We start from the raw sequence: 18,564 nt of genomic DNA, 5'->3' as shown, positions 1-18,564 counted from the left end.
CACCACTCCGCACCGCTGCCAGGAGGCTCGCCATGACCGCCACTCCCCCGCCCACCGACGCCCAGGCCCTGGACCCCGCGCTGGCGGGGGCCGTCGGGCCGGTGCCCGCGAACGTCACCGTGCCGATGCCGCCGACCTTCGACTCCGTCGAGGCCGAGCGGCAGTACCGGAAGGAGCAGCTGGCGGCCGGGTTCCGGCTGTTCGGGCGGTTCGGCTTCTCCGAGGGGGTGGCGGGGCACATCACCGTGCGCGATCCCGAGTACCCGGACCGGTTCTGGGTGAACCCGTTCGGGATGAGCTTCAACCAGATCAAGGCCTCGGACCTGATCCTGGTCGACCACGAGGGCACGCTGCTGCACGGCAACCGGCCGGTGAACCGGGCCGCCTTCGTCATCCACTCCCAGGTGCACGCGGCCCGGCCGGACGCGGTGGCCGCCGCGCACTCGCACTCGCTGTACGGGAAGGCGTTCTCCAGCCTCGGCATCCCGCTGGACCCGATCACCCAGGACGCCTGCGCGTTCTTCGAGGACCACGCGGTGTACAGCGACTACCGGGGCGTGGTGAACGAGGTCGAGGAGGGCAAGCGGATCGCCGGGGCGCTCGGCGGCGGCAAGGCGGTGATCCTGCAGAACCACGGGCTGCTCACGGTCGGCCAGTCGGTGGCCGAGGCGGTCTGGTGGTTCGTCACGATGGAGCGGTCCTGCCAGGCGCAGCTGCTCGCGATGGCGGCGGGCACGCCGAAGCTGATCGACCGGGAGACGGCGCTGCTCACCCGTGGGCAGTTGGGCAGTCACCTGGCGGGCTGGTTCCAGGCCCGGCCGCTCTGGGACCAGATCACCGCCTCGGACCCGGACCTGTTCGACTGAGCACAGAGCGATCCGAGCGAAGGAGTGGGGCGTGAGTGAGCGGCCGAGGATCGCCGTGTTCGGGGCCGGGAGCATCGGCTGTCACCTCGGCGGTGCGCTCGGCGCCGTGGCCGAGGTGACGCTGATCGGGCGGCCGGCGGCGATGGCGGCGATCGAGGAGCACGGGCTGACCCTGACCGGTGGGGGCGGCGGGCCGCAGGTGCGGCGGGCGCTCCGGCTGGCCACCGGGCCGGCCGGGGTGGCGGGTGCGGCCTACGTGCTGGTCACCGTGAAGTCGGCGGACACGGCGCAGGCGGCGCGGGAGCTGGCGCCGCACCTGGCGTCCGGGGCGGTGGTGATCAGCTTCCAGAACGGGCTGCACAACGCGGCGGTGCTGCGGGCCGGGCTGCCGGGGCACCGGGTGCTGGCCGGGATGGTGCCGTACAACGTGGTGCGGACCGGGCCGGCCGCCGTGCACCAGGGCAGTGGCGGGCAGGTGCTGGTGGAGGCGGCGCCGGCGGCGGACGGGTTCGTGGCGCTCGGGCGGGCCGCCGGGCTGGAGCTCGCGGCGCACCCGGACATGCGCGGGATCCAGGCGGCCAAGCTGCTGCTCAACCTCAACAACGCGGTCAACGCGCTCTCCGACCTGCCGCTGCGCGAGCAGCTCGGGCAGCGGGCCTACCGGCGGTGCCTGGCGCTCTGTCAGCGGGAGGGCCTGGCGGCCTTCCGGCGGGCGGGGGTGGTGCCGGCCCGGCTCGGACCGGTACCACCGGCGCGGCTGCCCGCGGTGCTGGGGCTGCCGGACGGGGTGTTCCGACGGCTGGCGGGGGCGACCCTGCGGATCGACGCCCAGGCGCGCTCCTCGATGTGGGAGGACCTGCAGCGCGGTCGGCCGACCGAGATCGACTCACTGCAGGGCGAGGTCGTCGCCCTGGCCGCGGCCCACGGGCTGACCGCCCCCGCCAACGCCCGGCTGGTGGAGCTGGTCCGGGCCGCCGAGCGCGGCGCGCGCGAGCCCTGGTCGGGCCCGGCGCTGCTGGCCGAGCTGAAGGCCGCTAGCCAGGTGGTGCCCCCAGCAGGGTGACCGGGGTGCCGGCGGAGGCCGGGAGGGCGTCCAGGGCGGCGGTGATCCGGCGTTCCTCGAAGCCGAAGTGGGATTCGAGGATCGCGGCCAGGCCGTCGAGTTCGCCCTGGATCCGGGTGGCCTCGGCCGGGGTCGGATGGTCCGGGAGGCCGGTGAGCAGCTGGTCGAGCGAGCGCAGGATCCCGGCGATCAGGCCGTGGTCCTCGGTCAGCTTGGCGATCACCGGGCGGAGCTCGGGGTGGGCGGCGGCCAGGGCCGGGAAGGCGCCGGCGTCCTCGCCGGTGTGGTGGGTGGTGAGGGCGGCGCAGAAGGCCAGGCAGTGGGCCCGGAGCTCGCGCGGGCGGGGGCCGTGGCCGGCCAGGTGGGCGGCGACTTCGGTGCGCAGCCGGGTGAGCTCGGCGCGCAGGCCGCGGTGGATCGCGTGCAGCTCGGCGCCGAGGGCGTTGAGGCGGGTCCGGGACGTGGCCCGGGATGGCGTGCGGTCGGTGGTGCGGTCGTCGGCGTGATCGTCGGTGGGTGTCATCGCGTTCCACCGTACGCGTGGGCCGACGTGCCGTCAGCCGACCTAACGAGGTGCGGTTTCCGGTCATAATCGGTGCGCGCGGGCAGGCCGCGGGGGTGAAGGGCATCGAGAGGGGTCGGACGTGCGTGGAGGACGGGTCGCCGTGGTGGGCGGGAGCATCGCGGGGTGTTCGGCCGCGCTCGCCGCAGCGCGGACGGGTGCCACCGAGGTGGTGGTGTTCGAGCGGGCCGAGGGGCGGCTGCAGGACCGCGGGGTGGGGCTGGCGCTGCACACCGACCGCTACGCGGAGCTGGAGCAGGCCGGGTACCTGGACGCGACGATGCCCTGGGCGCGGATAGCGCGGCGGCCGTGGGTGGTGCGGGACGGGGAGCGGTGGGCCGGGCGGGAGATCGGCGCGCTGCCGTTCCCGTTCCGCTCGTACAACTGGGGCAACCTCTGGCAGGAGCTGCGCAGCCGGATCCCCGAGGGGGTGGACTACCGGACTGGCGTGACCGTGGCCGGGGTGCGGGCCGAGGCGGACGGGGTCTCGCTGCTGCTGCCGGACGGCAGCCGGGAGCACTTCGACCTGGTGATCGGGGCGGACGGCTACCGGTCGATCGTGCGGGCCGCGATCCACCCGGGCACCCAGGCGGAGTACGGCGGGTACGTGGCCTGGCGCGGCACGCTGCCGGCCGAGACGCTGCCGGAGCCGGGGGACGGCCCGCAGCCGGCCTTCCCCGAGCACGACGCGCTGACCGTGGCCTTCCCGCAGGGGCACATGATCGTCTACCGGATCCCGGGGCCGGGCGGGGTGGGCACGGACGTGAACTGGGTGTTCTACGCCGTGCCGCCGGCGGCGGCCGGGGAGCGGTTCGTCGACCCGACCACCACCCACCCCCGGGCGATCACCGAGGACCTGGTGGCGTACCAGCAGGAGCTGGTGGACGCGTACTTCCCGCCGTACTGGCAGGAGGTGATGCGCCGCACGCCGGTGGAGAACACCTTCGTCCAGCCGATGTACGACATGGCGGTGGAGCGGTTCGCCGAGGGGCGGCTCGCGCTGCTCGGGGACGCCGCCTCGATCGCCCGGCCGAACACCGGCAGCGGGGCGATCAAGGCGGTGCAGGACGCGGCGGCGCTGGAGCGGGCGCTGCGCACCCACGAGTCGATCGACGAGGCGCTGGCGGCGTACAGCGCCGAGCGGACACCGGTCGGGCACGCGACCAAGGCGCTGGGGCGCAGCCTCGGCCGGGCCCAGGTGACCGAGACGCCGGACTGGCCGAGCATGGACCAGGACGCGATCGACCGCTGGTGGCGGGCGGCCGACGGCAAGGGCGGCTTCGGCGGGCACGCGCTCGGCCGCCAGAGCTGACACGGCGGCAGGAACGGGAACGGCCCGTCCCCGGGTGAGGGGACGGGCCGTTCGCGGCTCGGGGAGCGTCAGCCGACGTGCACGCGCGGGCGGCGGGCCCGGTCGGGCTCGGCCTCGCGGAGCACCTCGCGGGTGACCGGGGCGACCTCGCCCTGGCCGAAGAGGAAGAACCGGAGGAACTGGGCGAAGGGGTTGCCCTCGGTCCACTCGAAGTAGATGTGCGGCTGCTGGCCGGTCTCGTCGCGGACGTGCAGCAGTATCGCGGCCAGCGCGTTCGGCACGCTGGAGTGCTCCAGGGTGAGCACCCGGTACCGGTCGTGCAGCACCTCGCCGCGGACCTTCAGCTCGGCCTCGAAGTCGGAGGCGTCGCGGACGGTGACCTCGACGAAGACCAGGTCGTCCTCGGGCGGGATGCCGTTGTCGGCCCGGATCTGGTGCAGCTTGTCGCGGTACTCGGTGAGGTCGCGGCTGTTGGGCTCGTTGGCGATCAGGCGGATGGTGCGGTGCGAGGTGTCCCGGACGAACCGGGCCGCCACCTCGTCCAGCTCCACGCTGGTGACGCGCAGTTCGAAGGCGCGGGCCAGCCGGGAGAGCAGCGAGATGAGCACGATGCCGGCGATGAAGCAGCCACCGATCTTCACGCCGTCCGGGCGCTCGGCCACGTTGACCACGGTGGTGTAGCAGAAGACCAGGGCGATCACGCCGAAGCCGATGGTCCAGTTGCGCTGGCCGGCCTTGTGGGCGGCGATGGTCACCGCGATGGCGGCCGAGGTGATCAGCACCAGCACACCGGTGGCGTACGCGCCGCCCTGGGCGTCCACGTTGGCGTCGAACAGCCAGGTGACCAGGAAGGCGATCATGGTGAGCACCAGCACCATCGGGCGGACGGCGCGGGCCCAGTGCGGGGCCATGCCGTAGCGCGGAAGGTAGCGGGGCATCAGATTGAGCATCCCGGCCATCGCGGAGGCGCCGGCGAACCAGAGGATGACGATGGTGGAGAGGTCGTAGACGCTGCCGAAGGCGCCACCGAGGTACTGGTGGGCGAGGAAGGCCAGGGCGCGGCCGTTGGCCTGGCCGCCGGCCTTGAACTCGTCGGCCGGGATGAGCAGCGTGGTGATGAAGCTGGTGGCGATCAGGAAGACGCTCATGATCACGGCGGAGGTCGTCAGCAGCTTGCGGGCGCCCTTGATCCGGCCGGCGGGCTTCTCCTCGGTGTCGCCCTCCTCACCCTCGATGTGCGGCATCACGGCGACGCCGGTCTCGAAGCCGGAGAGGCCGAGCGCGAGCTTGGGGAAGACCACCAGGGCCACGCCGACCATCAGGATCGGGTTGCCGTGCTGGGCGGTGAGCGCGCTGGACCAGTCGGTGATCACGTGGGGCGCGCTGATCACGTGGTAGAGGCCCACCGCGACCACGACCACGTTGAGGGCGAGGTAGACCGCGACCAGGCCGACGGCGATGCCGATCGCCTCGCTGAAGCCCTTGAGGAAGACGCCGCCGAGCAGGGCGACCAGCAGCAGCGTGATCAGTACCTGGTGGCCGCCCAGGGTGCTGGTCAGGTGCGGGTTCTCCACCAGGTGGGCGGTGGCGTCGGCCGCGGAGAGGGTGATGGTGATCAGGAAGTCGGTGGCCGCGAAGCCCAGCAGGGCCAGCACGAAGAGCTTGCCCTTCCAGAACGAGAGCAGCCGCTCCAGCATCGCGATCGAACCCTCGCCGTGCGGGCTCTCCTGGGCGACCCGACGGTAGACCGGGAGCGCGCCGAGCAGGGTGACGGCGACCAGCACGATGGTGGCGATCGGCGAGAGCAGGCCGGCCGCGAGGGCCGCGATGCCGGGCTGGTAGCCGAGGGTGGAGAAGTAGTCGACGCCGGTGAGGCACATGACCTTCCACCAGCGCTGGCCCTTGTGCTCGGTCGGGGCCTGGACGTGCGGGCCCGGGTGCTGCTTGGCCATGTCGGACAGGCCCTCCAGCAGCCACGCGCGCAAGCGCTGCCGTCTGTCGCCCTTCTCGGCCGTAACTGAAGCGGCCACCGTGAAACTCCCGTCAAAGATCCGAACTGCGCCACCGTCAGACGGACGGCCAGGTCAGACTATGTGACCGGTACTTGGCAACCCCGGCACCCCGCCGGGCACCACACCCGCACGGAGCCACCTCTCTGTTCGAACAACCCTTGCGGTGCCTGGCCTCCGCCTCCTTCGTGGACGCACCCCCGGGGCCCTGCCCCCGGCGGAGTCTTGACGCTTCTCTAACGCGGGGTCTCGGCAGCCGGGAGGGTGAGCAGCATGGTGGTGCCGCCGCCGGGGGTGTCCTCGACCTCCAGCGAGCCGCCCATGGCCTCGGCCAGGCCGCGGGAGAGGGCGAGGCCGAGGCCCACGCCGGTGGTGTTGTCGGTGTCGCCGAGCCGCTGGAACGGGAGGAAGACCCGGTCGCGGTCGGCCGGGGCGATGCCGGGCCCCCGGTCGACCACCCGCACCTCGACCCGGTCGGCGTGCCGGCCGGCCGTGACCAGGACGGGGGCGCCGGGGGCGTTGTGGCGCAGCGCGTTGGTGATCACGTTGGCCAGCACCCGCTCCAGCAGCGGGCCGTCGGCGAGCACGGGCGGGGCGGTGTCCAGGTCGAGCGGCTGGACGCGGGCTGCGGAGAACGCGGGGTGACGCGAAGCGTCTCGAGCAAGGGTGTCGGGGGGCGACGGGTGGGGCAGCGAGTCGACCGCGCGGAGCAGCACGTCCTCCAGCGCGGTGGGGGCCAGGTGCAGGGTGAGGGCCCCGGCCTGGAGGCGGCTCATGTCGAGCAGGTTGTCCACCAGCCGGGCCAGCTTCACCAGCGACTGGTCGGCCAGGTCGAGGAGTTCGGCCTGGTCCTCGGGCGAGAACTCCACCTCGGGGCTGCGCAGCGACCCGATCGAGGCGAGGGCGGCGGCCAGTGGGGTGCGCAGGTCGTGGCTGACGGCGGCCAGCAGGGCGGTGCGCATCCGGTCGGCGGCCTTGATCGGCTCCACCTCGGCGGCCACGGTGGCCAGCCGGTCCCGTTCGAGGGCGGCGCCGACGTGCGCGGCGAAGGCGGCCAGCACGCGCTGGTCTGCGGCGGGGAGGCGGCGGCCGTGGAGCACCAGCAGGGCGCGCTCGCCGACCGGGAGTTCGCTGGTGAACTCGGGGGTGGTGCTTTCGGGGGTGGTGCACTCGGGGGTGGTGTCGGGGGTGGTGCTTGCGGGCTGGGCGGCGCCGGGCTGCGGGGGCGGGGCGTCGCTGCGGGCCAGCACCTCGCCGCTGGTGCGGTCGAGCAGGGCGACCGAGCGCATGCCGAAGGCCGTACGGGACTTCTCCAGCAGGGCGGGCAGCGCCTCCGCGCCGCGCAGCACGCTGCCGGCCAGGGTGGAGAGGGTCTCGGCCTCGGCGGTGGCGCGGGCGGCCCGGGCGGTCTGGCGGGCGGCCCGGTCGACCACGGTGGAGACGGTGAGTGCCACCGCCGCGAAGACCGCCAGCGCGATCACGTTGTTGGGCTCGCCGATGGTGAAGGTGTGCACCGGCGGGATGAAGTAGTAGTTCAGCAGCAGCGAGGCCGTGAGCGAGGCGAGCAGCGCCGAGAGCGCGCCGCCGAGCAGGGCCACCGCGACCACGCCGAGCTGGAAGATCAGCGCGACGGTGGTCAGGTTGAGGTTGTGGCTGGACTGGGAGAGCACGGCGGTGAGCAGCCCGGGCAGCGCCAGGCCCGCCGCGAAGCCGGCGGCGGTGCGGCGGCGCGAGTGGCGGCGGCCGAGGGCGGGCAGCCGGCCCCGGCCGGTGAACTCGTGGGTGACCATGTGGACGTCGATGTCCTCGGAACGGTCCACCGTGGTCTCGCCGATGCCGGGGCCGGTGAGGAACCGGCTGAGCCGGCCGCGGCGGCTGGTGCCGAGCACCAACTGGGTCGCATGGTGGGCCCGGGCGAAGGCGAGCAGCGAGGTGGGGATGTCGTCGCCGACCACCACGTGGTAGCTGCCGCCGAGGGTCTCGACCAGTTGCCGCTGCTCGGCCAGCGCGCCCGGGGAGGCGCCGGCCAGGCCGTCGCTGCGCGCGACGTGCACGGCCAGCAGTTCGCCGCCCGCCGTGCGGTCGGCGATCCGGGCGGCCCGGCGGACGATGGTCTCGCCCTCGGGCCCGCCGGTCAGGGCGACCACCACCCGTTCGCGGGTCTCCCAGACCCGGTCGATGTCGTGCGCGGCCCGGTAGTCGCGCAGGCCCTCGTCCACCCGCCCGGCGACCCAGAGCAGGGCGAGCTCGCGCAGGGCGGTCAGGTTGCCGACCCGGAAGTAGTTGGAGAGCGCGGCGTCCACCTTCTCGGCCTTGTAGACGTTCCCGTGGGCCATCCGGCGGCGCAGTGCCTGCGGGGCCATGTCGACCAGTTCGAGCTGGTCGGCCCGGCGCACCACCTCGTCCGGCACGGTCTCCCGCTGCGGGATACCGGTGATCTTTTGCACCACGTCGTTCAGCGACTCCAGGTGCTGGACGTTGACGGTCGTGATCACGTCGATCCCGGCCGCCAGCAGCTCCTCCACGTCCTGCCACCGCTTGGCGTGCCGACCGCCGGGGATGTTGGTGTGCGCCAACTCGTCCACCAGCGCCACGGCGGGGCGGCGGGCCAGCAGCCCGTCCAGGTCCATCTCCTGGAACTCGGTGCCCCGGTAGGTGCGGGTGACCCGGGGCAGCACCTCCAGACCGGCCACCATCGCCTCGGTGTGCCGGCGGCCGTGGCACTCCAGGTAGCCGACCACCACCTCCCCGCCGCGCTCCTGGCGGCGACGGGCCTCGTCCAGCATCCGGTACGTCTTGCCGACGCCCGGGGCGGAGCCGAGGTACACCCGCAGCCGGCCGGCGCGGGCGGGGCGGTCGTGGAACATGCGGGCTGCTCTCCGGTGGTCAGTGGTCCAGGGTACGCGGGCGGCCCGGGTGCGCGCGCACCCGGGCTGCCAGTCAGTGACGGTGCGTCACCTCTGCTCGCTCAACGCCTTGTTGAGCAGCACCACGTTGACGCCGGCCTGGCCGAGGAAACCGACCGAACGGCCCTCGGTGTACTTCTCGACCAGCTTGGCCACCGCGTCGGCGGACAGGTGGCGAGCCTTGGCCACCCGGGCCACCTGCTCCTGCGCATAGGCGAGGGAGATGTGCGGGTCAAGCCCGGAACCGGAGGCCGTCAGCGCGTCCGGCGGCACGCTCGCCGGATCGACCCCGTCGAAGGCGGCGACCGCGGCACGGCGGTCGTTCACGGCCTTCAGCAGATCGTCACTGTTGGGGCCGAGGTTGGAGGCGGCCGAGCCGTGCGGGTCGTAGTTCGCGGCCGAGGGCCGGGGCTGGAACCACTGCGGGTCCGGCTGCGCCTCCTCCTTCGGGTCGTCGGGGTTCTTCTTCGGCAGGTCGTAGCTCTGGCCCAGCAGGCTGGAGCCGACCTCCTTGCCCTCGGACTGCACGATCGAGCCGTTCGCCTTGTCGGCGAAGGCGACCTGGCTGACGCCGGTGACCAGCAGCGGGTAGGCGATCCCCAGGATCACCGTCATCACCAGCAGCATCCGCAAGGCGGTGGAGTACGTCCGCACGACGGCGGGCAGAGGCTTGGACATGTCGTGACTCCTTTCAGCTCAGGCCGGGGATGAACTGGACGATCAGGTCGATCGCCTTGATCCCGACGAACGGGACGATCAGACCGCCCAGGCCGTAAACCAGGATGTTCCGGGTCAGCAGCGAACTGGCGTCGGAGGGGCGGTACTTGACGCCGCGCAGGGCGAGCGGGATCAGGCCGATGATGACCAGGGCGTTGAAGATGATCGCCGAGGTGATCGCGGACTGCGGGCTGTGCAGGCCCATGATGTTGAGGTGGCGCAGGCCCGGGTAGACGGTGGCGAACATCGCGGGGATGATCGCGAAGTACTTGGCCACGTCGTTGGCGATCGAGAAGGTGGTCAACGCCCCACGGGTGATCAGGAGTTGCTTGCCGATCTCGACGATCTCGATCAGCTTGGTGGGGTTGGAGTCCAGGTCGACCATGTTGCCGGCCTCCTTGGCCGCCATGGTGCCCGTGTTCATCGCCACGCCCACGTCGGCCTGAGCGAGCGCGGGGGCGTCGTTGGTGCCGTCACCGGTCATCGCGACCAGCTTGCCGCCCTCCTGCTCCTTCTTGATCAGGGCCATCTTGTCCTCGGGGGTGGCCTCGGCGAGGAAGTCGTCCACGCCCGCCTCCTCCGCGATCGCCTTGGCGGTCAGCGGGTTGTCACCCGTGATCATGACGGTCTTGATGCCCATCCGGCGCAACTCGTCGAACCGCTCCCGCATGCCCTCCTTGACCACGTCCTTGAGGTAGATCACCCCGAGCACCTGGGCGGGCGCGGCACCGGCCTTGGTGGCCACCACCAGCGGCGTACCGCCGGCCGCCGAGATGCCGTCGACCAGCGTCGCGACATCGACGCCGACCGAACCACCGTGCTCCGTCACCCAGTTGGCCGCCGAGGCGGCAGCGCCCTTCCGGACCTGGGTGCCGTCCACGTCCACCCCGGACATCCGAGTCTGGGCCGTGAACGGGACCCAGGTGGCGTGCGCCAACTCACCCTGGGCGCGGGCCCGCAGACCGTACTCGGTCTTGGCGAGCACGACGATCGAGCGGCCCTCGGGCGTCTCGTCGGCGAGGCTGGACAGCTGGGCGGCATCGGCCAGATCGGACACGGTGACGCCTTCTGCGGGCCGGAACTCGGCGGCCTGACGGTTACCGAGGGTGATGGTGCCGGTCTTGTCCAGCAGCAGCGTGTTGACGTCGCCCGCCGCCTCCACCGCGCGCCCCGACATCGCCAGCACGTTGCGCTGCACCAGCCGGTCCATGCCCGCGATGCCGATCGCCGAGAGCAGCGCCCCGATCGTGGTGGGGATCAGCGCGACGATCAGCGCCACCAGCACGATCATCGTCTGCGGCGCACCCGCGAAGGTCGCCATCGGCTGCAGCGTCACCACCGCGACCAGGAAGACGATGGTCAGCGAGGCCAGCAGGATGTTGAGCGCGATCTCGTTCGGCGTCTTCTGCCGGGCCGCGCCCTCGACCAGCGCGATCATCCGGTCGATGAAGGACTTGCCGGGCTCGGTCGCGATCCTCACCACGATCCGGTCCGACAGCACCTTCGTGCCGCCGGTGACGGCCGACCGGTCGCCACCCGACTCACGGATCACCGGCGCGGACTCACCCGTGATCGCCGACTCGTCCACCGAGGCGACGCCCTCGACCACGTCACCGTCGCCGGGGATGGTCTGCCCGGCCTCGACCACCACGTGGTCACCGAGGCGCAGCGCGGTGCCGGGCACCTCCTCCTCGGCCTCGCTGCTCGGCCAGTTGACGAGTCGGCGGGCGACGCTCTCGGTCTTGGCCTTGCGCAGCGTGTCGGCCTGGGCCTTGCCGCGGCCCTCGGCCACCGCCTCGGCCAGGTTGGCGAAGACCGTGGTGAGCCAGAGCCAGACGGTGATCGACCAGGCGAACACGGACGGGCTGGCGATGGCGGCGATCGTGGTGACCACCGAGCCGACCTCGACCACGAACATCACCGGGTTCTTGACCATCACCCGGGGGTCGAGCTTCTTCACCGCGTCCGGCAGCGAGGCCAGGATCAACTTCGGGTCGAGCAGGCCGCCTTGGACTCTGTGCGGAGTGGCCGGGGCCTCTTCGACCGGGGCGGGAGCGAGCGTGGTGGACATCAGTGCAGACCTTCCGCGATCGGCCCGAGAGCGAGAGCCGGGAAGTAGGTGAGGCCGACGACGATCAGGACGACGCCCGACAGCAGGCCGACGAACAGCGGCTTGTGGGTGGGCAGGGTGCCCGGGGTGGCGGGGACGGGCTGCTGCCTGGCGAGCGAGCCCGCCAGCGCGAGGACGAACACCATCGGCAGGAAGCGCCCCAGCACCATGGCCAGGCCCAGCGCGGTGTCGTACCAGGACGTGTTGACGGTGATGCCGCCGAACGCCGACCCGTTGTTGTTGGCCGCCGAGGTGAAGGCGTAGAGCACCTCGGAGAAGCCGTGCGCACCCGAGTTGAGCATCCCCGCCCGCTCGCCCGGCAGGGCGATCGCGACACCGGTGCCGATCAGCACCAGGGTGGGGGTGGTCAGGATGTAGAGCGAGGCGAACTTCATCTCCCGGCCGCCGAGCTTCTTGCCCAGGTACTCCGGGGTCCGGCCGACCATCAGGCCCGCCACGAAGACCGCGACGATCGCCAGGATCAGCATCCCGTACAGGCCCGAACCGGTGCCGCCGGGGGCGATCTCGCCGAGCATCATGTCGAAGATCGTCAGACCGCCGCCGCCCGGGGTGTACGAGTCGTGCATGCTGTTCACCGCGCCGGTGGAGGTGAGCGTGGTGGAGGCGGCGAAGAGCGAGCTGGCCGCGATGCCGAAGCGCTGCTCCTTGCCCTCCATCGAGGCGCCGGCCGCGTTCAGCGCGCTGCCCGCGTGCTGGTGCTCGAAGAAGGTGATCAGCGCGGCCGAGGCCACCCAGAACAGGCCCATCACGGCCACGATCGCGTAGCCCTGGCGGTGGTCGCCGACCATCTTGCCGAAGGTGCGCGGCAGCGAGAAGGAGATCACCAGCAGCAGGAAGATCTCCAGCCAGTTGGTGAAGCCCGTCGGGTTCTCGAACGGGTGGGCCGAGTTGGCGTTGAAGAAGCCGCCGCCGTTGGTGCCCAGCTCCTTGATGACCTCCTGCGAGGCCACCGGGCCACCGGGGATCGACTGGGTGGAGCCGGTGACGGTGGTCAGGTCGTGAAAGCCGTGGAAGTTCTGCACCACGCCGTTGGCCACCAGCACCAGCGCGAAGACGACGGAGAGCGGCAGCAGCAGGCGCAGGCTGATCCTGGTCAGGTCGACCCAGAAGTTGCCGACCCGGTCCGTGCGGTTGCGAGTGAAGCCCCGGATCAGGGCGGCCACGATGGCGATGCCGACGGCCGCGGAGACGAAGTTCTGCACCGCCAGGCCGGCCATCTGCACCAGGTGGCCCATGGCCGACTCACCGGCATAGGACTGCCAGTTGGTGTTGGTGACGAAGGAGATCGCGGTGTTCCAAGCCTGGTGCGGCTCCATCTGCGGCACGCCGAGGCTGAGCAGCAGGTGGGTCTGGAGCCGGATCAGGCCGTAGAGGAAGAGCACGGAGACGGCGGAGAAGGCCAGCACCGAGCGGAGGTAGACCGGCCAGCGCTGGTCGGCGTCACCGTCGACCCCGGCCAGCTTGTAGAGGCCGCGCTCGACTCGGAGGTGTCTGGCGGAGGTGAGCAGGTGGGCTATGTAGTCGCCGAGCGGGCGGTAGCACAGGGCCAGCGCACCCACCAGGGCGAGGGCCTGGAGCCACCCGGCAAGAGTGGAACTCATGATCAGAACTTCTCCGGGTGGATCAGCGCCACGACGAGGTAGCCGATGAGCGCGACGGCGACGATGAGACCTGCGATGTTCTCGGCGCTCATGCGCCCTCCTCGCTTCGCTCGGCGAGCGCTTCGCGCAACGCGCAGCTCTGGACGGTTCGTTCGCTACGCTCACTCACAGCTTCTCCACCCCCCTGGCGATCAGGGCGATGACGGCGAACACGGCGACCGTGACACCGACGAAAACGAGATCGAGCATGGCTCCACCAACGCGCTTCGAGTACCTGGCCGTATCGGGCCCGCAGGGCTCGTACGACACCGGCGGAGGACCGGCACAAGCAGCAAATCAGCCGGTCAGCGGCGTGAAGCCGTCCCTGACGGCCTCCATACGGACCCCTGCGGTTCCTTGACGCGCTCTTGACGCGCGGCCCGCGCCAGGGCTGCCCTAGAGGGTGGGGACGACGTCCAGGTGGTAGGTGGTGTCGACCAGGAAGGTGCCCGAGGTGGCCCGGATGGTGAGCACGTACTGGCCGGGAGTGAGCGGGGAGAGCGCGCTCCACAGGCCCCAGGCCACCCGGGGGCGGCCGACCGCCCAGAACCGCCTGGTGGAGTACTCGTACATCTCCAGCGGCACGCCGTTCAGATCGGCGGCGGCGGAGGAGACGGCCACCTGGATGGGGCGGCCGGAGAGGCCGAGCGCGGAGCGGGCGCTGTTGATCACCGGGAAGAAGACCGGGCGGCCGGAGGGGATCTGGCAGCGGCGCACCACGCGGCCGCCGTAGGTGCCGGCCAGGAACCAGACGTCGGAGGGCTGGCGCCACTGGGCGTGTCTGCCGGTGGTGTCCCGCACCGGACAGCTCTCGGCCGGGGCGGAGAGCGCCCACTTCCACCAGCGAGCCGCCAGCTCACCCCCGTCCAGGGGACGCACGCCCGCGGGCTTCCGCTCCCGGAACGCGCTGTCGCTCAACTCATCTCCTCCGGCCGCACACCTGGTCCCGTGGCTTCGCACACCTCCCGCAGACCCTATCCCCACAGCGCCCACCGGTACCCGCCACCCCATCGACCCCGAACGGACCGGCCGGAAACAGCGGTGCGCCGCCCGGGTGGGGTCGTGGTGACCCGCCCGGGCGGCGCAACTCGGTGGCCCGCGGCGGGCGGTCAGCCCAGGTAGTCCTCCAGGCCGCCGTCCCGGCGGATGTCCAGGGTGACGCAGTGGAAGCCGCCGCCGAGCACCCGGGAGTGGCGCAGCCGGTGCGGCATTACGGTGATCCCGGCGTGCTCCAGCATCTTGACCAAGGCGGGCTGGCCGGATTCCACGATGGCCAGCTCGGGGCTGACCATGAGCAGGTTCATCGAGATCCAGGACTCGCTGAGGGCGTGCACGGGGGCGTCCGCCGGGCCGACCGGCACCTCGGCGGGCGGGCACCAGAGCACGTCCCAGCCGCGCAGCGCGGCCGGCACCCGGTCGGGGCTGATCCGCTCCGGGTTGAGCAGCACCAGGCCGGGCCGCAGCAGCGCGATGGTGCTGTCGATGTGGGTGTAGCCGTAGATGCCGCGCAGCGGATGCAGCCGCAGGTCGCCGAGCAGACCGAGGGTGGACTCCAACCAGCGCAGACCGAGCTCGTTGCCGCTGCGGGAGACCTGGTAGAACACGTCCCGGCCGAGCCGCAGCACGTTCGCCGCGTCGAAGACGGGCTCGCTCTCGCCGAGCAGCGGCAGGCCCTCGGCGTCGTACTCGAAGAGCTCGTCGGCCAGCCGGGGGCGCGGGGCGCAGAGCCAGCGGGCACCCCCGGCCAGGTACTCCTGGAACAGCGGGCGCAGGCCGAACACCTCGAAGTACCGGGCCCGCATCGGGCTGGCCACCTCGATCACCGTCTCGCCGACCACCAGGCTCAGGTCGCGCGGGCAGTAGGAGTGGAACCCGCCCTCGGCCCGCCAGAGCGGGGTGGCGAACTCGGCCGCGTGGTCGATCGGTTCGGGCCGCCGGACGGTCACCCCGAGCTCGGTGAGGGTCTCGGCCAGGACCGCCAGGTCCTCCTCCGTCTCCTCCACCACCCTCGCCTCGTAGGGCCCCACCGGGATCGCCGCCAACTCCCCGGCGGGGGTGGACGGGTAGCAGGAGAGCCAGGCCGACGGGTCGGTCTGCGCGGGCAGTCGGGCGCCGAGCGCCGAGCCGACCACCACCTCGCGCAGCGTGCTGAATTCGTCCCAACTGTGCACCGGACGGGCCGAAGCGGACATGACTCCCCCTTGGGGCGGACGCGGGCCGGCCGAACTCGCCGACTGAGGGTGGGTGGGGTTTCGGGCGGCCGGCACGGCCGGGCCGCCGGCGAACTGTCGGCGAGCTGTCGGATCGACCTCGCAGCTGAACTCCGTTGCGGGACAGGGTGGTTCGGTGGTCAGTCCCGCTCGGATCTTCGGCCAAGCTACCGGCCGCCCCCACCCCGCGCAAGCAGCTGATCAGCGGCCTTCCGGGGCCTGAGAGGTTGTTCAGCCGGCCCGTTCCCGAGCTCGATCAACCCGGGCCGGGAGCACCTCGCGACCGGCTCAACCGCGCAGCGCCCGGCGGACGGTGTGGCCGCCCGCCAGGGTCAGCAGGGCGCCACCGGCGGCCGCCAGGGTGGCCACCGCGAGGCTCTGGCGGCGGGCCCGGCGGCGGTCGGCCTCGGCCGCCCGGACGGCGGCCATCAGGAAGGCCCGCTCCACGCTGCCCGGGCTCAGCTCCTCGGCCCGCACCCGCCGCCGGACCAGCTCCAACCGGGCTCCCCGGTAGAGCAGTTCCGGATCCCGGCCGGCCGCCAGCCAGCGCCGGGCGGCCTCGGTGAGCCGCCGGTCCTCCCCCTGCTCGGGCCGCCCGTCGGCCAGCCAGGCCCGTAACCGGGGCCAGGCCGTGGGCAGCCCGTGATGCGCCAGCTCCACGGTGTCCCGGTCCAGCACCACCAACCGGGCCCTGGTCAGCCGTTCCAGCAGCTCCGGCACCCCGGCCTCCTCGAACTCCACCCGCCCGACCGCCGCCTGCGGCCGCACCGCCACCCCCTCGGCGATGGGCACCGGGCGCCCGTGGTCCGGACGGGGGCTCCCGATTCGCCCCGGGGGCGCCGTCACCGGGTCCGGGCCCTCGGGGGTCCAGCTCAACCGGAGGAAGACTGCCCGGGCCCGGGCCCGGTCCTCGGCGGAGAACTCGCCGAAGAGGGATTCGGCGGTACGGGCGAGGGCGCCCTCGAAGCCGCCGGTGGCCTGGAAGCCGGCCAGGGTCAGCGCGTTGCCGCTGCGCCGGCGCCAGGTCTCCAGGAGGGCCGCCGAGAGCAGCGGGAGGGCGCCCGGCTGCTGGGCGCCGGCGGCGATCAGCACGGCGTGCAGCGCCCCCTCCACGGTGCAGCCCGCCCGCAGGGCCGGCTCGGCGATCGCCCGCCGCAGCTCCTCGGGCGCCGGACGGCCGACCGTCACCCTGGCCCCCCGGCTCGCCACGGCCAACGCCTGGTGCACGGCGATCAGCCGCTCCTGGTCCGCCCGCACCACCAGCACCACCCGACAGCGCAGCCCGTCCACCGCCCCGTCGCCCGCTTCGGGATCCGCCCAGCCGGTGACCGCCGCGATGGCGTCCAGGAAGCGCCGCCGCTCCCCCGCGTCGCGGCAGCGGGTCACCAGCTCCTCGGCCTGGTCGACCACCAGCACCGGCTCGGCGTCGCCGAGTTCGCGGGCCCGCCGCGCGAGCCGGTCGAGCACCGGGGCGCACGCCTCCATCGGGCGGTCCCCTGGCGTGAGCAGCGCGTACGCCCGGGGTGCCGGGTCCGCCGCGAGGCGGGCCAGCAGACCGGCCCGCACCAGCGAGGACTTGCCGGCGCCCGAGGAGCCGGTGACCACCACCAGGCGGCGGGCGGCGACCAGGGCCGCGAGCCGGTCGGTCAGCGCCTCCCGGCCGAAGAAGCGGGCGGCGTCGGCGAGTTCGAAGGCGGCCGGGCCGGGGTAGGGCGCACGGCCGAAGTCCTGGGCCCGGCTGGCGCGTTCGGCCGCGAGCTCGGCGGCGAGCAGCTGCCAGCGCTCCTGCCACTCGGCCACGTCACCGCCGCAGGCCTGCACGTAGGCCAGGGTGACGGCCAGGCTGGGCAGCCGTCGACCGCCGGCCGCCACCGAGAGGCTGGCGGCGGAGCAGTGGGCCCGGACGGCCAGCTGCCGGTAGGGCGGGGTGCCCGCCCGTTCGCGGAGCGCCCGCAGGTCGGCGGCGAACCGCAGCAGCGGTGCGTCGCCCGGGGCGAGTGGAGTCTCCCGACGAGGCACGGTGGCCCCCTTCGTCGTTGCGGCAGTCTGATCCCAGGCGCACCCCCGTGTGCCTTGCGGTGCACTGACGTATCGTCAGCCCTCCGTGCTCCCCCGGTGATTCATCATGCGCCGGGAGATCGGCGCCAAACAATCGTCCGGATCGTCAGGTTGTTGCGAGTCGATGTTCAGTGCGCAGCCGCTCGGCGCCGAACAATCACCGTGGGATAGAACCGGGAGCCGCAGCCCTCGCTGACTCCGGAGACCGCCATGAAGTACACGCGGTACTGCCGTTCCCTGCTGTCCACACCCGCCACGGCGGTGGAGCGGTACGCCAAGAGCCACCAGTCCGGGGCCGACATCGCCATGGTCGACCTGGAGGATTCCGTCCCGCCCACCCGCAAGGAGGAGGCCCGCCGGCTGGCCGAGGAGTTCTTCGCCCTGCCCTCCGCCAAGCTCGCCCGCAGCGCCGTGCGGATCAATTCGCTGGCGGGGCCGGAGGGGTTGCGCGATCTGCTGGCCGTCGGCCGGTACCGGGTCAAACCCGACCTGGTGCTGATCCCGATGGCCGAATCGGCCAGGGACGTGCAGATCGCCGCCGGGGCGCTGGGCGCCGACTGCCCGGACACCGAGTTCCTGGCCGTCCTGGAGACGCCGGTCGGCATCGAGCGCGCGCCCGAAGTGGCAGCGGCCGGTGGGCGGTTGCGCGGGGTGGTCTTCGGCTCGGCCGACTACGCCTTCGCCGTCGGGGCCGGGCTCTCCTGGGAGGCGCTGGCCTACGCCCGGGCCCGGGTGGTCTGCGCGGCCCGGGCGGCCGGGGTGGAGGCGATGGACTCCCCGCTCTTCGAGGTGGCCGACCTGGCCGCGCTGCGGCACGAGGCCGGGCTGGCCCGGGAGCTGGGCTTCAGCGGCAAGATCGCCATCCACCCGAGCCAACTCCCGCTGATCAACCAGACCTTCACCCCCGACGAGGCCCTGCTGGACCGGGCCCGCCGGGTGGTCGCGGCCGGCCGGGAGACCGGCTGCGCCGTCACCGTGGTCGACGGCGTGATGGTCGGTATGCCCTTCTTCGAGGCCAGCCGCCGCCTGGTCGACGAGTACGGCCCCGGGCCCGAGCCCACCGCAGCCCCCTGACCCGCACCCCGCCCGA

14 protein-coding genes are annotated in these 18,564 nt (G+C 72.8%); 4 read left to right on the top strand and 10 right to left on the bottom strand.

The features are described from left to right. Positions 1-32: 32 nt before the first annotated feature. Entirely contained in the window at positions 33-866 is an 834-nt protein-coding gene (locus CFP65_RS29850) for a class II aldolase/adducin family protein (protein ID WP_104819099.1), read from the top strand. Between the two features lie 31 nt (positions 867-897). Beyond that, on the top strand, positions 898-1,929 hold the full coding sequence (locus tag CFP65_RS29845) for a 2-dehydropantoate 2-reductase (protein ID WP_254552638.1): 1,032 nt from the start codon (positions 898-900) through the stop codon (positions 1,927-1,929). On the opposite strand, the gene CFP65_RS29840 is transcribed toward CFP65_RS29845, so the two are convergent. Continuing rightward, positions 1,901-2,452 (bottom strand): hemerythrin domain-containing protein, encoded by a 552-nt coding sequence (locus CFP65_RS29840; protein ID WP_104819098.1) that lies wholly within the window; start codon positions 2,450-2,452, stop codon positions 1,901-1,903. The two genes, CFP65_RS29845 and CFP65_RS29840, sit on opposite strands and share 29 nt — an antisense overlap. A gap of 121 nt (positions 2,453-2,573) precedes the next feature. Between CFP65_RS29840 and CFP65_RS29835 the strand changes: the two genes are divergently transcribed. After that, positions 2,574-3,803 carry an FAD-dependent monooxygenase gene (locus CFP65_RS29835; protein ID WP_104819097.1) on the top strand — a complete coding sequence of 410 codons (1,230 nt, stop codon included), beginning with the start codon at positions 2,574-2,576 and terminating at the stop codon, positions 3,801-3,803. A gap of 68 nt (positions 3,804-3,871) precedes the next feature. On the opposite strand, the gene CFP65_RS29830 is transcribed toward CFP65_RS29835, so the two are convergent. The 9 genes from CFP65_RS29830 to CFP65_RS29790 form a co-directional block, all read right to left on the bottom strand. Next, positions 3,872-5,755: an amino acid transporter gene (locus CFP65_RS29830; protein ID WP_254553147.1), complete on the bottom strand. Its 1,884-nt coding sequence runs from the start codon at positions 5,753-5,755 to the stop codon at positions 3,872-3,874. A 293-nt stretch (positions 5,756-6,048) separates the two neighbouring features. Next, a complete protein-coding gene (locus CFP65_RS29825; protein WP_104819095.1) occupies positions 6,049-8,679 on the bottom strand; it encodes an ATP-binding protein in 2,631 nt (876 codons plus the stop codon). A gap of 87 nt (positions 8,680-8,766) precedes the next feature. Continuing rightward, positions 8,767-9,396 carry a potassium-transporting ATPase subunit KdpC gene (gene kdpC, locus CFP65_RS29820; protein WP_104819094.1) on the bottom strand — a complete coding sequence of 210 codons (630 nt, stop codon included), beginning with the start codon at positions 9,394-9,396 and terminating at the stop codon, positions 8,767-8,769. A 13-nt stretch (positions 9,397-9,409) separates the two neighbouring features. Then, entirely contained in the window at positions 9,410-11,506 is a 2,097-nt protein-coding gene (kdpB, locus tag CFP65_RS29815; protein WP_104819093.1) for a potassium-transporting ATPase subunit KdpB, read from the bottom strand. Next, positions 11,506-13,167, bottom strand: coding sequence for a potassium-transporting ATPase subunit KdpA (kdpA, locus tag CFP65_RS29810; RefSeq protein ID WP_104819092.1), 1,662 nt, complete (start codon positions 13,165-13,167; stop codon positions 11,506-11,508). Before kdpA ends, kdpB begins: the two co-directional genes overlap by 1 nt. A 2-nt stretch (positions 13,168-13,169) precedes the next feature. Further along, positions 13,170-13,259: a K(+)-transporting ATPase subunit F gene (gene kdpF / locus CFP65_RS29805; protein WP_104819091.1), complete on the bottom strand. Its 90-nt coding sequence runs from the start codon at positions 13,257-13,259 to the stop codon at positions 13,170-13,172. 343 nt (positions 13,260-13,602) lie between these two features. After that, positions 13,603-14,124: a hypothetical protein gene (locus CFP65_RS29800; protein WP_254552637.1), complete on the bottom strand. Its 522-nt coding sequence runs from the start codon at positions 14,122-14,124 to the stop codon at positions 13,603-13,605. A 191-nt stretch (positions 14,125-14,315) separates the two neighbouring features. Further along, on the bottom strand, positions 14,316-15,398 hold the full coding sequence (locus CFP65_RS29795) for a scyllo-inosamine-4-phosphate amidinotransferase (protein WP_104819090.1): 1,083 nt from the start codon (positions 15,396-15,398) through the stop codon (positions 14,316-14,318). 306 nt (positions 15,399-15,704) lie between these two features. Beyond that, entirely contained in the window at positions 15,705-17,435 is a 1,731-nt protein-coding gene (locus CFP65_RS29790) for an ATP-binding protein (RefSeq protein WP_104819089.1), read from the bottom strand. A 249-nt stretch (positions 17,436-17,684) separates the two neighbouring features. Here CFP65_RS29790 and CFP65_RS29785 point away from each other — a divergent pair, with 249 nt between their 5' ends. Then, positions 17,685-18,548 (top strand): CoA ester lyase, encoded by an 864-nt coding sequence (locus tag CFP65_RS29785; RefSeq protein WP_104819088.1) that lies wholly within the window; start codon positions 17,685-17,687, stop codon positions 18,546-18,548. The last annotated feature ends 16 nt before the right edge of the window (positions 18,549-18,564 follow it).

This window comes from Kitasatospora sp. MMS16-BH015 (genome assembly GCF_002943525.1).
In the GTDB taxonomy this organism is placed as follows: domain Bacteria; phylum Actinomycetota; class Actinomycetes; order Streptomycetales; family Streptomycetaceae; genus Kitasatospora.
Note: the sequence above shows the minus strand (reverse complement) of the source record. Positions and strands in the feature narration are given on the sequence as shown.

What these genes read in the sequence shown, in the direction of transcription:
- CFP65_RS29785 (WP_104819088.1), top strand. Translation starts at nt 17,685, where the DNA reads ATGAAGTACACGCGGTACTGCCGTTCCCTGCTGTCCACACCCGCCACG.
- CFP65_RS29795 (WP_104819090.1), bottom strand. Translation starts at nt 15,398, where the DNA reads ATGTCCGCTTCGGCCCGTCCGGTGCACAGTTGGGACGAATTCAGCACG.
- kdpB (WP_104819093.1), bottom strand. Translation starts at nt 11,506, where the DNA reads ATGTCCACCACGCTCGCTCCCGCCCCGGTCGAAGAGGCCCCGGCCACT.
- CFP65_RS29825 (WP_104819095.1), bottom strand. Translation starts at nt 8,679, where the DNA reads ATGTTCCACGACCGCCCCGCCCGCGCCGGCCGGCTGCGGGTGTACCTC.
- kdpC (WP_104819094.1), bottom strand. Translation starts at nt 9,396, where the DNA reads ATGTCCAAGCCTCTGCCCGCCGTCGTGCGGACGTACTCCACCGCCTTG.
- CFP65_RS29840 (WP_104819098.1), bottom strand. Translation starts at nt 2,452, where the DNA reads ATGACACCCACCGACGATCACGCCGACGACCGCACCACCGACCGCACG.
- CFP65_RS29850 (WP_104819099.1), top strand. Translation starts at nt 33, where the DNA reads ATGACCGCCACTCCCCCGCCCACCGACGCCCAGGCCCTGGACCCCGCG.
- CFP65_RS29830 (WP_254553147.1), bottom strand. Translation starts at nt 5,755, where the DNA reads ATGGCCAAGCAGCACCCGGGCCCGCACGTCCAGGCCCCGACCGAGCAC.
- kdpF (WP_104819091.1), bottom strand. Translation starts at nt 13,259, where the DNA reads ATGAGCGCCGAGAACATCGCAGGTCTCATCGTCGCCGTCGCGCTCATC.
- kdpA (WP_104819092.1), bottom strand. Translation starts at nt 13,167, where the DNA reads ATGAGTTCCACTCTTGCCGGGTGGCTCCAGGCCCTCGCCCTGGTGGGT.